General features: G+C 47.5%; 17 protein-coding genes. 13 read left to right on the top strand and 4 right to left on the bottom strand.

Annotated features, from left to right (window positions below; all coding sequences use genetic code 11):
- Nucleotides 1-124: 124 nt before the first annotated feature.
- The 12 genes from ACFVS2_RS05585 (at nucleotide 125) to ACFVS2_RS05530 (ending at nucleotide 9720) form a co-directional block, all read left to right on the top strand.
- Nucleotides 125-2095, top strand: a complete 1971-nt coding sequence (locus tag ACFVS2_RS05585) for a BglG family transcription antiterminator (RefSeq protein WP_390231980.1) — start codon at nucleotides 125-127, stop codon at nucleotides 2093-2095.
- Nucleotides 2055-3200 (top strand): amidohydrolase/deacetylase family metallohydrolase, encoded by a 1146-nt coding sequence (locus tag ACFVS2_RS05580; protein ID WP_390231977.1) that lies wholly within the window; start codon nucleotides 2055-2057, stop codon nucleotides 3198-3200. The genes ACFVS2_RS05585 and ACFVS2_RS05580 overlap by 41 nt, the downstream gene beginning before the upstream one ends.
- Nucleotides 3201-3304: 104 nt before the next feature.
- Nucleotides 3305-3562, top strand: a complete 258-nt coding sequence (locus ACFVS2_RS05575) for a hypothetical protein (RefSeq protein WP_390231974.1) — start codon at nucleotides 3305-3307, stop codon at nucleotides 3560-3562.
- Nucleotides 3563-3594: 32 nt separating this feature from the next.
- Complete coding sequence (locus ACFVS2_RS05570) at nucleotides 3595-3957, top strand: SFCGS family glycine-rich protein (protein ID WP_137028672.1); 363 nt, start codon at nucleotides 3595-3597, stop codon at nucleotides 3955-3957.
- 3 nt (nucleotides 3958-3960) lie between these two features.
- On the top strand, nucleotides 3961-4299 hold the full coding sequence (locus ACFVS2_RS05565) for a DUF4312 family protein (RefSeq protein WP_390231971.1): 339 nt from the start codon (nucleotides 3961-3963) through the stop codon (nucleotides 4297-4299).
- A 21-nt stretch (nucleotides 4300-4320) separates the two neighbouring features.
- Nucleotides 4321-5109: a DUF4311 domain-containing protein gene (locus ACFVS2_RS05560; RefSeq protein WP_106833219.1), complete on the top strand. Its 789-nt coding sequence runs from the start codon at nucleotides 4321-4323 to the stop codon at nucleotides 5107-5109.
- Nucleotides 5109-5759 (top strand): DUF4310 family protein, encoded by a 651-nt coding sequence (locus ACFVS2_RS05555; protein WP_007727318.1) that lies wholly within the window; start codon nucleotides 5109-5111, stop codon nucleotides 5757-5759. The genes ACFVS2_RS05560 and ACFVS2_RS05555 overlap by 1 nt, the downstream gene beginning before the upstream one ends.
- A gap of 40 nt (nucleotides 5760-5799) precedes the next feature.
- The gene (locus ACFVS2_RS05550; protein WP_390231967.1) at nucleotides 5800-6915 is read left to right on the top strand and encodes a DgaE family pyridoxal phosphate-dependent ammonia lyase; all 1116 of its coding nucleotides are present in this window, start codon (nucleotides 5800-5802) and stop codon (nucleotides 6913-6915) included.
- Between the two features lie 5 nt (nucleotides 6916-6920).
- Nucleotides 6921-7643 (top strand): KDGP aldolase, encoded by a 723-nt coding sequence (locus ACFVS2_RS05545; protein ID WP_390231964.1) that lies wholly within the window; start codon nucleotides 6921-6923, stop codon nucleotides 7641-7643.
- Nucleotides 7644-7676: 33 nt separating this feature from the next.
- Nucleotides 7677-7934 (top strand): HPr family phosphocarrier protein, encoded by a 258-nt coding sequence (locus tag ACFVS2_RS05540; protein ID WP_390231961.1) that lies wholly within the window; start codon nucleotides 7677-7679, stop codon nucleotides 7932-7934.
- Between the two features lie 339 nt (nucleotides 7935-8273).
- Entirely contained in the window at nucleotides 8274-9278 is a 1005-nt protein-coding gene (locus tag ACFVS2_RS05535) for an aldo/keto reductase (RefSeq protein ID WP_390231958.1), read from the top strand.
- Between the two features lie 28 nt (nucleotides 9279-9306).
- Nucleotides 9307-9720, top strand: coding sequence for an SRPBCC family protein (locus ACFVS2_RS05530; protein WP_390231955.1), 414 nt, complete (start codon nucleotides 9307-9309; stop codon nucleotides 9718-9720).
- Between the two features lie 147 nt (nucleotides 9721-9867).
- On the opposite strand, the gene ACFVS2_RS05525 is transcribed toward ACFVS2_RS05530, so the two are convergent.
- The 4 genes from ACFVS2_RS05525 to ACFVS2_RS05510 all read right to left on the bottom strand — a co-directional run bounded on the left by ACFVS2_RS05525 (nucleotide 9868) and on the right by ACFVS2_RS05510 (nucleotide 12648).
- Complete coding sequence (locus tag ACFVS2_RS05525) at nucleotides 9868-10566, bottom strand: DUF4386 domain-containing protein (RefSeq protein WP_390231952.1); 699 nt, start codon at nucleotides 10564-10566, stop codon at nucleotides 9868-9870.
- A gap of 150 nt (nucleotides 10567-10716) precedes the next feature.
- Nucleotides 10717-11061: a YkgJ family cysteine cluster protein gene (locus ACFVS2_RS05520; protein ID WP_390231949.1), complete on the bottom strand. Its 345-nt coding sequence runs from the start codon at nucleotides 11059-11061 to the stop codon at nucleotides 10717-10719.
- Nucleotides 11062-11308: 247 nt separating this feature from the next.
- Nucleotides 11309-11800: a GNAT family N-acetyltransferase gene (locus ACFVS2_RS05515; RefSeq protein WP_390231946.1), complete on the bottom strand. Its 492-nt coding sequence runs from the start codon at nucleotides 11798-11800 to the stop codon at nucleotides 11309-11311.
- A 173-nt stretch (nucleotides 11801-11973) separates the two neighbouring features.
- Complete coding sequence (locus ACFVS2_RS05510) at nucleotides 11974-12648, bottom strand: O-methyltransferase (RefSeq protein WP_390231943.1); 675 nt, start codon at nucleotides 12646-12648, stop codon at nucleotides 11974-11976.
- Nucleotides 12649-13261: 613 nt separating this feature from the next.
- Here ACFVS2_RS05510 and ACFVS2_RS05505 point away from each other — a divergent pair.
- A complete protein-coding gene (locus ACFVS2_RS05505; RefSeq protein WP_390231940.1) occupies nucleotides 13262-13714 on the top strand; it encodes a YhcN/YlaJ family sporulation lipoprotein in 453 nt (150 codons plus the stop codon).
- Nucleotides 13715-13781 lie beyond the last annotated feature (67 nt).

Raw genomic sequence — 13781 nt, 5'->3', positions numbered from 1 at the left:
TCGAACTGATAATTGCAAAAATTGCACGATTGATGGGGAAAGGAATCGTTCTTTACCACTGAGAAAGCGTTTTCTATAATGAATCTCAAGCAAGGACACAGCTTTTTATGGAAAGGAGAAAGGAATGGTCTTTTTAACCACACGTTCCCATGCATTACTGAAAGTGATACTCGACAGCTACTATCCGCTGAAAATTAAGGACGTCGCGCGCGATTTCCAGGTAAGCGAACGGACCGTCAAGTACGATCTGGATAACGTCAGGCAATGGCTAAAGGAACGAAATGTCATCCTCCATTCTCAACCTAATAAAGGGCTGTGGATCACGGAAGAACAAGAGCATCGAAATGCTTTGAAGGAAAATTTGCAAAGTGATGACAGCAAGACACTCATTCTGCCGCAAAAGGATCGGGTCAAGCATTTTTTGTTCATCCTTCTGCTGTCAGAAGGGTATCAGCGGATGAACGATTTGGCCGACCATATGGGAGTCAGTCGCAATACCGTCGTGGCCGATGTCAAGGACGCGGAAAAGCTGCTCGATGGCTGGCGTCTCGAGCTCGTCACGAAGCAAAGGTACGGTGTACGGGTGGACGGGAGTGAGCGGCACAAGCGGTATGCTCTCGAAAACTTGATTCACGATCTGTTGGATGGAATCGACATGTATCGGATGGTACAAGGGATGTTTTTAGAAAATGGACAAGAAGCGAGAACCGGTCCGTTATTGGAGAAATGGCTGATCAGCCGGACAGAGTTAGGGGCGATCATTCATAGCATCAAAGCCTGGATGAATGCTGCTGCCGAAACGCTGGCAGACCGAGCATTGATTAGTTTACTGATTCGCTTATGCATTGTCATCCATCGTGTACAGCGGGGCCAATTGGTCACTGCGGATGATGCTGAGATGGGAGAAGCGAGGCATTGGAGCGGGTACGAGCTGTTTTCACACGAAGTTCGAGTATTATGTCAACGATTGAACGTCGATATTCCTGAACACGAGATTGCGTATGCGTGCCTTCCGCTGCTAGGGACCGAACAGGTGCCAAGAGAGGCGCGTGCAGGTAGGATTGTTTTGGATGTTTTCCAGGCAACCAAGGAGCTGACGGAAGCGGTTAGTAGCCGGATGCTGGCACCGTTGTATGAGGATCAGGAGTTGCTCAGACTGCTTTTTGCTCATCTGGATGACAGTTTGAACCGTTATCGTCAGGGCGTTCTTTTTGCGAATCCACTGACGGAGGAGATTCGCCGTTCATACGCACGGATGTTTGATGCAGTTAAACGCTCTTGCGAAGAAGTATTTTGGCATCACGGGGTCTATTGGCTCGATGCAGACATTGCTTACTTTGTTCTGCATTTCCAAGCAGGTTATGATCGATGGTTGGAGCAGAAAAAGGCAGATGCGCTCGTCGTTTGTGGAACAGGCAGAGGAACTTCGCGTTTTTTGAAAACGTATCTGGAAAGCGAATTGCGTTCACTTCGGGTCGTAGGTCTGTGTTCCAGCACAGAGGTAGAGAAGTATTTGGCGAGTCGTCGCGTAGATGTCATCATCAGTGTATTGCCGATCAGAGCTGATGTGCCTGTTGTGATGGTCAGTCCTCTTCCAACACGCCAAGATATCAACCAGATTCAGAACTGTCTGGAAGCTTTGCAAGTGGAGGGAGGAAATCGACTGCAGACTGTGAATGCCCGCAAGGAAGCTTGGTTTCCCCCGATGACTGCTGATCTCAATCCTTCAGATTTGCCCGTGGTGGAGAGATTGTCCCAAGATGTTATCTGCAAAGGGTATGAGATCAGTCAAAAAATCGTAACTGCTTTTCAGGAGTACGTAACGGAACAAACGGCAAGCGGACTTACGTTGCACCTGCTGCTGATGGTGAATCGACTGGCTTTTGGCTCACCCTATCAGGAGGAATGGGAATCGTCGGCGGAGGCAGAATCGAAAGAATGGAAGGCATGGCGTGAAAAGCTGAACCAATTGATGGCTGAGGCAAACCTCCAAGTTCCGCCTAGTGAAGTGACGGCCATTATGCGCTATTTTTCAGGAAAGGGGACGGTAGAGAGTGAAAGTGGATCTACTCATATGCAACGGACGGGTCATTGATCCTTCCCAGAACCTGAACGGGCACTATGATCTTGCCATTCGGGAAGGGCGGATCGTTGGGTTGTATGAGAAAGGGAAGACAACCGATGATCAAGGGATGAATCTGGAAAGTAAGGAGACGATCGATGCAGAGGGATATGTGGTGACACCCGGTCTGATCGATCTGCACGCTCACGTTTTTCCGACAAAGACGAGTTTAGGCGTAGCCGCGGATCGGGTCGGGGTCGAGCAAGGAGTGACAACCGTAGTAGATGCTGGCAGTGTCGGGCTATGGTCGTTTGATGCTTTTCTTGAAGAAGCAGTGAATCCTTCTGTTACTCGTGTTCTGGCATTTCTGAACATTTCAGGGGATGGCTTGTGCACAGGCGGCGGGGAGCTCGCAGACATGTCGCGGTTAACCCCGAGAGAAGCGGCAGCCCTCATAAGAAAACAACCGATATTACGAGGGATAAAAGCCCGCATGAGCGGTTCTGTCGTCAAGCAAAACGGGATCCATCCCTTGCTCATAGCCAAGGAAGCGGCGAGGGAAGCGGGCGTACCCATGATGGTGCACATCGGAAACGCTCCGCCAAAACTCACGGAAATATTGCCTCTACTAGACAGAGGAGACGTGGTGACACATGCGTTTCACGGGAAAAAAGGAGGAATGTTCGACGAAAGAGGCGAGTTGATTCCAGAGGCGCAAGACGCGTTGGAACGGGGAGTCTTACTCGATATCGGTCACGGCGAAGCGAGCTTTAGTTTTCAAACATTGCGTCATGCACAGGCCCAAGGTATTATGCCACATGTCATTAGCACGGATGTTCACCAGCGCAACATCGACGGTCCTGTGCACAGCTTGACACACACATTTACGAAGTTTCTCGCTATGGGCTACTCGCTCCACGATGTGATTGCGGCGAGTACGCTTGCGCCCGCACGAATTCTCGGTCTAGAAAACGAGATCGGGACGTTGAAAGTAGGGGCATGCGCGGACGTATCCATTTTGCAGATGAAAAAAAAGCCGACAATTTTGATGGACAGTGAACAAGAAACGGTGGAGACAAAGGAAAGAGTAGTGGCTTATCAAGCGATTACTTCGGGAAAGGTACTGACATGCAAATGATTGATGACATCCTCAAGGAACTAACTGAGACAAAATCGGATTATTTAACTGAAATTTCTGAATCCAAACAGATTCTCCGAAAAATTGAGGAGGAGTTCCGCCTCATGGAGATTCATATACCGCGAGATCGCTGGCTAGCCATCGGAGCTCATGTGCTGGCATTTATACGACGGATGACAAACGGTGAAAGGCTTCCTGTGATTGAAGCGGAGTTATTCGCCGAAATTCATCCCGATATGGTTACGCTCTCGCACAAAGTCCTCTCGGAAGAAAAGAGTGCCTGGCAGGCAGATGATACAGAAGCGTTTCTGTTAGCGGTTCATTTTGAAGCGATCCGTGCCATGCAGATGGGGCCATCGTAAAACATCGCTATGAAAAAAAGGAGGGCATGTATATGTCTAAGGTAAAAATCGTGATTGGTGATCGTCTTGGAAAAGGACAAAACATCGCAAAAGGAATCGAAGCTGCTGGCGGGACCGCGATCGTCATTCCAGGTGTTGGTGCGGATATGAAGGTAGGAGATGTTATGGTCAGTGAGAGTGCAGACCTCGGGTTGTCTTTTTGCGGAAGTGGTGGGGCTGGGGCACTGACTGCCAAGACTAAGTATGGTTTTCCGGTCGAGTACGGCTTGCGCTCAGTAGATGCTGGTATTACTGCCTTGCGTAGCGGCAAAAAAGTGATTGGCTTTGGCTTCATGGATACAGAAGAGCTGGGCAGACGCATGGCGGAAGAATACATCAAGCTGGGAGGGAAGTAATCCATGTACACGGAGACGACGCAGACCTTGCGATTATCCGGCAGTGGCGATACGAAAGAAGCAGCCTTCAACAAGATTTTTTCCCAAATTAAGCATGTAGTGGCGAGACAGACGAGTGATTTGGTCGTGCGAATCGAACCGGTAGGCGTTTCTATTGTGTCTGCGACAGAATCAGTGAAGCATGAGCGTTTTTTTGGATTGTTCTTCCCACGCAAACGGACGCGGTATGACATCACCGTAGATATTCAAGTGAGGCTGGGCCTCGTCCAGGTAGAAAACATAACGTTTCAGCAGCAGACCGAGCAGACTGCGGGTATGGGGCAGTTGGTTCGTCAGCGATAGAAGCAGACAGGGGGTAGGTTCATGGTTACTTTGATGATTGTGTTGAAGTCGATCGTCATCGGGGCATTGGTCGGCTTCGGTGTTGGTGCAGGGGCGGCGAGGATGTTCCATGCACCCAATGTCCAAGGGATGGGAGCATTCCGGACTTTTGGAGAGCTGAACGCATGTGCGGGCGATCCCATTTCCCACTTTTCATTTGGGCTTGGCTTTTTGTTTAACTCGTGGGCGTCTGTTGTTGGTGCAGGTGCGTTGACGCAAGATGTGGATCATCGCGTCATCCCGAACTGGGCGGCGGCCGTGTTGCTCTGGCGCAACAAGAATGTTGCAGAAACGTTGCACAATCCGAAGCAAATGGCGATTGCCGGAGCAGCAGTTGGTGTCGTTGTGGTCACCTTGTTGAATTCCACAGCAACGGTGATTCCCGAATCGATGCAGCTCGTAGCGACGAAGGTACTGGTTCCAGCTGCGAACTGGTTGATCAACCCGATCATGCCAATTGTGTTCTGGATGGCGGCGATGGATGCAGGCAAACGGACAGGGATTTGGGGAACGGTCTTGGGCGGTTTGTCGCACTTGGTCATGGGAAATGCGGTACCTGGAATCGTCTTGGGTATTTTGATCGGTAAAGGCCTGGATGACAGTGGTTGGAACAAAATAACGAAATCCATGTTTATTGCAGTCATTCTTTTGTTTGTATTCAGTGGCTTCTTCCGCGGCTTTGATGTCGCGCTCTTGAAAAGTATGTACGTGGAAATTCCACAGTGGTTGATAGAGCTTCACGAAACATTCGGATCGGTGGTGAAAAAGTAATGGGTGAATTGCAGGCAAAAGGATTTTGGTATTCAGAATGGGCATTTCCCCTTTTTGTTGCGTGCTTGTCTTCAGGAATTTTTGCGGGTACTCATCTTTACTATGTGTATCATGTCGGTGCCTTTAACGATATCGCCATCGTTGCGATGCTGGAGGCGGGGATCAAGGGTGGCGGATACGGTGCGGCTGCTGCGTTTGGCGCGAGCTTTTTGTTCGCCCGCATTTTGGAGGGACCGCTGGTTGGGATTCTCGATATTGGCGGCTCGTTGCAAACAGGTATCGGGATTGGCGTTCCAGCGTTGATGCTGGGAGCAGGCTTTACAGCTCCATTGACTTCCTTTCCTTTGGCGCTGGCGACAGGTGCACTCTTGGGCTTCATCATTGGTACCGTGATTATTATGATTCGGAAGTACACGATCAACGCATCGAACTCCACCTTTGGTGCGGATGTCATGATGGGAGCCGGAAACGCAGCAGGTCGTTACTTAGGTCCATTGATTGTCATTTCTGCGATTATGGCCTCGATTCCAGTTGGCCTCGGCGCAACAGCAGGAGCAGCGATTTTCTACTATTACAACAAACCGATTGCGGGTGGTGCGATTATCGGAGCTATGATCCTCGGAGCCATTTTCCCAATCCCGACACAATGAGGATAGAGAAAAGAGTTTTCAAAGGAAGGATGGGCAAACCATGGGAATCTATCAGCAGCTAGGGTTGAAGCAAGTCATTAATGCAAGCGGTAAGATGACGGCACTGGGTGCAAGTGCCGTCCATTCTTCTATCGCACAGGCCATGGGAGAAGCCGCCATGGATTACGTAGAAATCAGCGAGCTGATGATTGTAGCAGGTCGTCATATCGCAGAGGCGACCGGAGCAGAAGACGGTTGTCCTACCTCAGGAGCAGCTGCAGGCATTGCCATTAGTGTAGCGGCAGTCATAGCTGGTTGCCATCTGAGTTTGATCGAGCGGCTTCCTCTTTCCGAAGGGTTGAATAACCAGATCATCATCCAAAAAGGACACGCGGTGCATTTCGGCGCTTCCGTTCAACAGATGATTGCACTGGGCGGTGGGAAAGTCGTTGAGGTTGGTCATGCCAATCACGTAGAAGCAGACCATTTGCGAGAAGCCATTGATGATCAGACCGCAGCGCTGCTCTATGTCAAATCTCACCATGCGATTCAAAAAGGGATGCAGTCGCTAGACACGATGCTTCAACTCGGTAGGGAGTTTGGTATTCCTGTAATTGTGGACGCAGCTGCGGAGGAGGATCTGCGGCGTTATGTAGCGATGGGGGCCGATCTGGTCATCTACAGTGGCGGAAAAGCAATCGGCGGACCAACGTCTGGGTTTATCACAGGTCGTGCCGAACTAGTAGCCGCATGTCGCGCGCAATATAAAGGCGTCGGTCGTGCCATGAAGGTAGGAAAGGAAGCCATTGCGGGTTTACTTGCAGCGCTTGGACAGTACGACCCCGAAAAGGAAAATGTTCCCGAGCAGCGTAGGCGAGTAGAGTGGCTGGCAGGGGAACTGAACAGCTTGCCCGGTGTGAAAGCAGTGATCGCACAGGATGAGGCAGGCAGGGCGATCTATCGTGTGCAAGCTCAGCTTGACGAACGAGTGACGGGAATGACGGCGCGCGAGCTTACACGCCAGCTGGAGCAAGGAAATCCAGCTATTTTTACCCGCAACCATTATGTGAATACGGGTATGATTGCCTTTGATCCACGACCGTTTCACGAAGGGCAAGAGCAGATCATCGCAGCGCGAATGAAGGAACTGCTGCAAAAACAAGGAGAAGGAGAATAACAAAAGTGGGCACACCGAAAATTCGTTTAAACGTTTTGGCAAGGGATGTAGAAAACGCAAAACAAATATGTTCCATAGCGGATGGCCGCGCTCTGATCGGGATCTTGGTCAAAGGATTTGCGTCCGTAGAAGCAGCAATTACCGCAGTTGAACAATACCAGCAAGCAGGTGTACCAGTGTCTGTAGGGCTGGGCGCAGGTGATCCTACTCAATGGAAAAAAGTCGCTGAGGTCGCGGTGCAGACACAACCGGATCACGTCAATCAGGTATTTCCAGCAGCAGGCTATACGCTCGGGGGGCTTCAGGCAGTCGGCAACACACATACCATCGTGAATGCATTGATTGCTCCCGGTGGACAATCAGGAAAGGTTCAAGTCACCACGGGACCAATGAGCAATAAAGTGTCAGAATTGCTCTCTTGCGATGCAGCCGCCGCGATGTTAGCGGAGATTGGCGTACACTCGGTCAAATTTTATCCAGTCGACGGGCTAGAAAGGCTAAATGAAATCAAGGCCATGGCAGAAGCAGCCGTCCGTTACGGGATTCCCGTTTTTGAGCCGACTGGCGGGATAGATGCAGCTTCGATTCGTCCGATTGTGGAGGTATGCCTCGCCGCAGGTGCAAAGCAGGTCATTCCGCACATTTATACATCGATCGTCGACAAGGAAACGGGATTGACTCGTTTGGATCAAGTAGAAGAACTGCTGACTGCTATAGAAGGCCTGTAGCGATATTATCAGAAAAGGATAGGAGTGAATCAGGTGAGAGAGAGACTGGTCATCGTCGGGTTGGCACAGGGATTACACGCGCGTCCGGCTACTTTGTTTGTGAAAGTGGCAGCTTCTTTTTCCAGTGAAATCGGATTGAACAAGGAAGAGAAGAAGGTCAATGCCAAGAGTATTATCGGCGTCATGTCCCTTGCTGTTTCAAAAGGACAATCGGTCGTCTTAACAGCGGATGGTGCGGACGCGGAACAGGCGTTGGATGCGTTGGAGCGTGTTTTGGTAAGTGTGGAGTAAAGGGGAGCGACAATCTGTGATGCACATTGGTGCAGCAGCGTAACGGGTTCGTTAGTGAAACAACATCAGCGGCAGTTTAAGACTTTATTATCAAGGTCTTAAACCACCGCTTTTTCTTTTATTGGAACAGTCTAAAATTATCATCAAGAACCATATTTCCTTGCAAATGGTTACTCCCAGGTTCCTACAGCACTAGAAAGTGCGTACTTTTTTTAAATGTGACTACACATCATAATGAGTCTCAAGATGATCATCACCTTTGAAAAAGACGATTATATCGTTTACGGGATGTCGTCGATACGAAAGTAGTAAATCACATCTTTTAGGAGGAGTTTATATATGAAGAACATTTTGCAGGGGAAACAACTTGGTTTTGGTACGGCTCCACTGGGCAATATGTTCCGCAACATCCCGGAAGAAGAAGCACTGGCTACTGTCGATGCTGCTTGGGAGAATGGCATCCGCTACTTTGACACCGCTCCATTCTATGGTGCCGGCTTGGCTGAGCTTCGCCTAGGTGAAGCCCTAGCGAAACGCCCGCGTGACGAGTATGTGTTGAGCACAAAAGTTGGGCGTATCATCCTGGATGAACTGGAAGATCCAGCCTTGCGTGACTTGGGCGAAAAAGGCGGACTGTTCGAATATGGTCGCAAAAATAAGCTCCACGTGGACTACAGTGAAGATGGTACACTTCGCTCGATCGAGGACAGCCTGAAACGGTTGCAGACCGATCGCCTAGACATCGTCTACGTTCATGATATCGCACAGGACTTCTATGGCGACGATTGGCTTTCCCAATTTGAAAGTGCTCGAAAAGGGGCCTTTCGTGCCCTGACTCGTTTGCGTGACGAAGGTGTCATTAAGTCGTGGGGCCTCGGCGTAAACCGTGTAGAGCCAATCGAGATCGCGATGGCATTGGATGAAGCACAGCCGGATGCCTTCTTGATGGCTGGTCGCTACTCCCTGCTGGATCATGAACGAGCCTTGCAACGCGTGATGCCAAACGCGGCAAAAATAAATGCCAAGATTATTGTTGGAGGGCCGTACAGCTCAGGAGTTTTGGCTGGAGGTACCCACTTCGAGTATCAAAAAGCATCGCCTGAAATCATTGCAAAAGTTGATAGTATCAAAGCGATTGCCAATCGTCACAATATTAGTGTCAAGGCTGCTGCGCTGCAATTTGTGCTTGCGAATCCGGCAGTTGCTGCCGTTATCCCTGGTGCGAGTCGCCCAGATCGAATCACGGAAGACGTAGCTGCTATGAACGAAGTGATTCCTGCAGCATTCTGGCAGGAAATGCGTGAACAGAAACTGGTGGCGCAAGACGCTCCACTACCAATCTAACTATAAAATTATAAAAGGAGTAATCAACATGGCAAACACAATGGCAACCATTGAAATCTCTGCTTCTCCTGATCAAGTATGGAAATTGATCGGTGGATTTAACTCACTACCAGACTGGCTTCCTTATATCCCGAGCAGCGAACTGAGCGAAGGTGGACGGGTGCGTCGGTTGGAAAACCCGGAGGGGGATGTGATTATTGAGCGCCTAGTAGGCTTCAATGAGAAAGAGTGCCATTACACCTACTCCATTATGCAAGCACCATTTCCTGTTACCAATTATGAATCCACGATCCGCGTTCGTGAGAATGGTGGTAAAGGAACGCTGGTGGAATGGTCTGGTACATTTACACCGGTAGGCGTTAGCGAGGATGAGGTTATCAAGCTGTTCCAAGGAATCTATACAGATGGTCTGGAAGCATTGAAAAAAGCATTTCAAGCTTAATCAGTTGACCAAAAACAGATAAGGCAGCCGAGGTGTAGAACATGTTAACTTGTTCTATACTGCGGTTGCCTTTTTCGAATATGGGGACTTGGATCAAAGTACGTGGATTAATCTAGCCGGTTCGAATTGTTCTAGAGCTTTTCATTTTCATTGGGATACAGAATCCTGGTCCGTTGGGTTGAATCCTTTCATGATTAGCCATATAGCCAAAACCAATTGCTGAAAGGCTATTGGAATGTTCAACATCATGTAGGCTGTATCCAGCCCGATGAAGCGAATCATAAACAATAAACTCGCCAATATGGACAATGTAGACCCAATAAGACCCCAGACTGACAACCAACGTGGAACTAATTTTGTTTGGTAAAATATGTAGGTAAACAAGAACATAGCCAAAACAAATGCCAGTGTCGTTGCCACATGGTTGACCAAATCACGTCCTTCCCGTAACAATCCACCCAGGGTCTGAAAATACGATACATGTAAAGTTCCAACTTTTGCAAATTCATGGCTTAGTGTCAATAGCAACAGAAGAGTGATTACACCAAGAATAATGAACACACCCGCAATGATGCCAAAAGCAACAGATCCAAGAGCGAAACCTTTATGATGCTTACTTAAAATCGGATACAACAAAATAGGAATACCAACATAGGCAACAATCATGAACAACTGGAAAAACGCCCCTAGTAGTACCTGGTTTTCATTTGTAGAAGCCTTGACAAGGTAGTCTGCTCCATCTATAACAGGAACAACACTTAATATACCTGTTACCAACCCGGCTATTAATAACACCCCAGTCATTACTGCTGACCCTCTACCTGTATTTGTACTCTTCCTCAACATAAATAGCCTCCTTCTCATACACTACCGTTGGCGGACCTTCTTCGGCATTTTTTATCGCGTATCAAGTGTAGAGGGTGAAGATGAGTATAGTTCAATGAGGCAGTCTATAACATGAATATTCAGTTGAGATCCATGATTTGCTCCATTTCTTTAAAAATGCTTCCAGGTAAAATCAATACTCAAATACCCAATCCGTTTCTCCTTGAAGGTCAGCGTTTCCTTCGTCGCCAATTCTGGTTTGCGAAAACAGACAAGGTCTTTGTGATATCCAAAAGCGCGACAGACTTCCGGTCGAACGCTATGAATGCCACACTGATCTTTTTGCATGTCGTAGAAGATACAAGTCCCAAACAGTCTCGGTTGATTTTTCAGATCCTCTCGGAGCTTAATTGGAAGCGCTTTCAATTTCTTGTTTATCATTTTATATTCCTTCTCTGTTATGGGAACAGGACCACAGCATAATCCTTTACAGCCTTGGCAAGGCAATGCTTCCATATCATCTACAACCTTTCGTCATGTGATGTTTGCTAGAAAAAACAAAAAAGATGATCCTCGTTGACAGGAGATCATCTTAAGAACTACCACATTCAATTGTGTTGGTTATTCAAAAATTCGGTAAGAAGAGAATACTGTCCTTTTATTATAACACATGTAGGAAGATTTTGACGAATGCTTTCGAAAGAATGGCGTGTTGATCGTTGCATAAAAAAAGGAGAAGCGCTCACGGTAAGCGCTTCTGCCCTCATGTGTGTTTGATCAGAATGAGTTCTTCTACTTCTTCACCTCGTGCTTCCGAAAATGCCCGATCGACACCGAAAGACTGAAAACCGTTTTTTTCTAACACACGAATGGATGCGATGTTGTCATGGGCGACACGCGCATATACAGGACGTGTTCCGATTTCCTCTAAAAAGAGAGTAAGTGCATTTGTCGCGATTCCTTTGCCCCAAAAGCTTTTGTCAATCCAGTATCCAATCGTAGGCAAGCCAAACAGCTCAAAGCACAAAACATTACCGACAATCTGCCCATTCATGACAACGGTTCTTTTCACAATCGAATCATTGTTCAAAATTCTTGTCCAATGAGCGGTGAATCCGTCTCTATCTTCAGGGTCCTTGACAGTAAAGGCCGCCATCTCATGAGCAGATTTGTCCAATTGCTGAGTGAAAAATATAGGGAGATCTGTCTCTGTTACTTCTCGTAAATCGAGGGACTGATCACGCAATGGCTCCAAGGAAGAGCACCTCCAAAAAACACAAGCTATTCTCTCTTCACCAACACTTTGATAATCAACGATAGTACCGCGAGAACCAAAATGACATTAGCAATGAGCATAAAGCTAGGTAAACCAAGCCTAAACAAGATGTACACACTCCTACTCGTTACAACCTTTGAAAGTGAAAGAGACTAGTTCTCCCCGGTGACAAGCATGATCGCAAAGCCATCATAGCCCTTGCTGCCAACTGTCTGTACAACGGTTCCACTGACACGTTGCTCTTGCGCTACCATATCGGTGAATTGACGTACACCGACAATATTGGGATCCGTGTTTGTTACGTCCACGACTTGACCACTTCGTACAACATTATCCGTGATAATCACAGTACCTTTGCGAGAGAGTTTCAACGCCCATTGGAAATAGTCGGGGTTTCCTTTTTTATCTGCATCTATAAAAATAAAATCAAAAGGACCCTGATTTTCTTTGTGAAGTTGGATGAGAGAATCAAGGGCAAGCCCGACTTTCACTTCCACGATCTGATCCAGTCCTGCGCGGGCAATGTTCGATTGTGCAACTTCTGCATGCTTCGGATCATATTCGAGAGTAATGAGACGACCGTCTGCTGGAAGTGCGCGGGCTAGCCAGATGGTACTGTATCCACCGAGAGTGCCAATTTCCAAAATCGAACGAGCGCCTTGGATTCGTGCTAACAGATGAAGGAATTTACCTTGATTGGGTGCTACATCAATAGCTGGAAGCCCAGCAGCTGCGTTCTCTTGAAGAACTGTGTCTAGAACGGAATCGGCTTCCAGTAATTTATCCGTAAAATAGTGATCAACCGCTGTCCATTGCTCTCTATTCATGATCTCAACTCCTCAAGATTTTACAGGGATATCATAACACGATTAGCAACTTCTGGCTGGCTTTTTTGTAGCATATAACACATTTCAGCGGAGGGCTTCTATGATCGATCAAGCTTTATAGGTAATATTTTCACCTATTACCATTATTTTCGCATAGCGTGAACGATGAGTTTTCAAGATAATAGAAAAGTAATCCAAGCTAGCTAGTATAATCCAACCTTGGGGATTCTATTCTACGCGTTCGACTAAATGATGCAGTCAAAGTCGGCGCAATTTTTTTATTCCATCTATAGGTAAATATACCTATTGTTGTTCGTTGTCAACAGAAACGAAGTCCTATAAGATAATATCATTCACGTATGACATATGCGTACTACCCCGTACGCCCCAACCACTTTTTGTTGGTTGGGATTTTTTTTGTTCTATTTTATATCCAGTTATCTCCTATCGCGTTTCGATGCGATTTTTTATATCCTTGTATATAGGACTCGAAACGTTCTTGGGGTCCGCGGTGACTCAAATTATGCAGAGGAGTCACCGCTTTTTTTTTTACATACTTCCTCCGAACCAGGTCAAGCTAGTAGCAGGTGATTTTGGTCAGGAGGTGTTTTGTGTGCGGGCAACTTTCGTGGTGTTGACACTAACTTTTGCTTTGACCGTAACGGGGTGTACGAAACAGTCTGGTACAGAGACCAAGCAAAAAACGGAATCGGAGCCGTTGTGCATGCCTGTTCCCGTCAGACATTATCAATGGGAAGAGCGAGCGAGATCGATTACAGCTAGCGTGAAGGGCATAGACAAAATAGTGGTTATGCAAATCGATAAAGAGCTCGATGTGGCTATTCAAGTGACGAATTTTAATCGGTTCAAGCTGGAATCGATTCAAAAAGAAGTCGGAAAGAAATTAAAAGAGGCCTTCCCAGATGCCGATATTCATGTGACAGCTGACAAGCGATTGATAAAAGATTTGCAAAGGCTAAGTGACGAACAGTGGCCAACTGATGTAAAAGCGGCATGCCAGAAGAAGAAATCCTTAAAAGAACTGGAAAAGAAAATGAAGGGATAGCCAGTTTCCCAAACCTCACATACTACATGGGTAGAGTGAGGTTTTTGCTGTCTATTTTGGTAGAACG

Source organism: Brevibacillus sp. NPDC058079 (genome assembly GCF_042885155.1).
Classification (GTDB): domain Bacteria; phylum Bacillota; class Bacilli; order Brevibacillales; family Brevibacillaceae; genus Brevibacillus.
The sequence above is the reverse complement of the archived record's forward strand: the minus strand, read 5'-3'. Positions and strand labels throughout refer to the sequence as shown.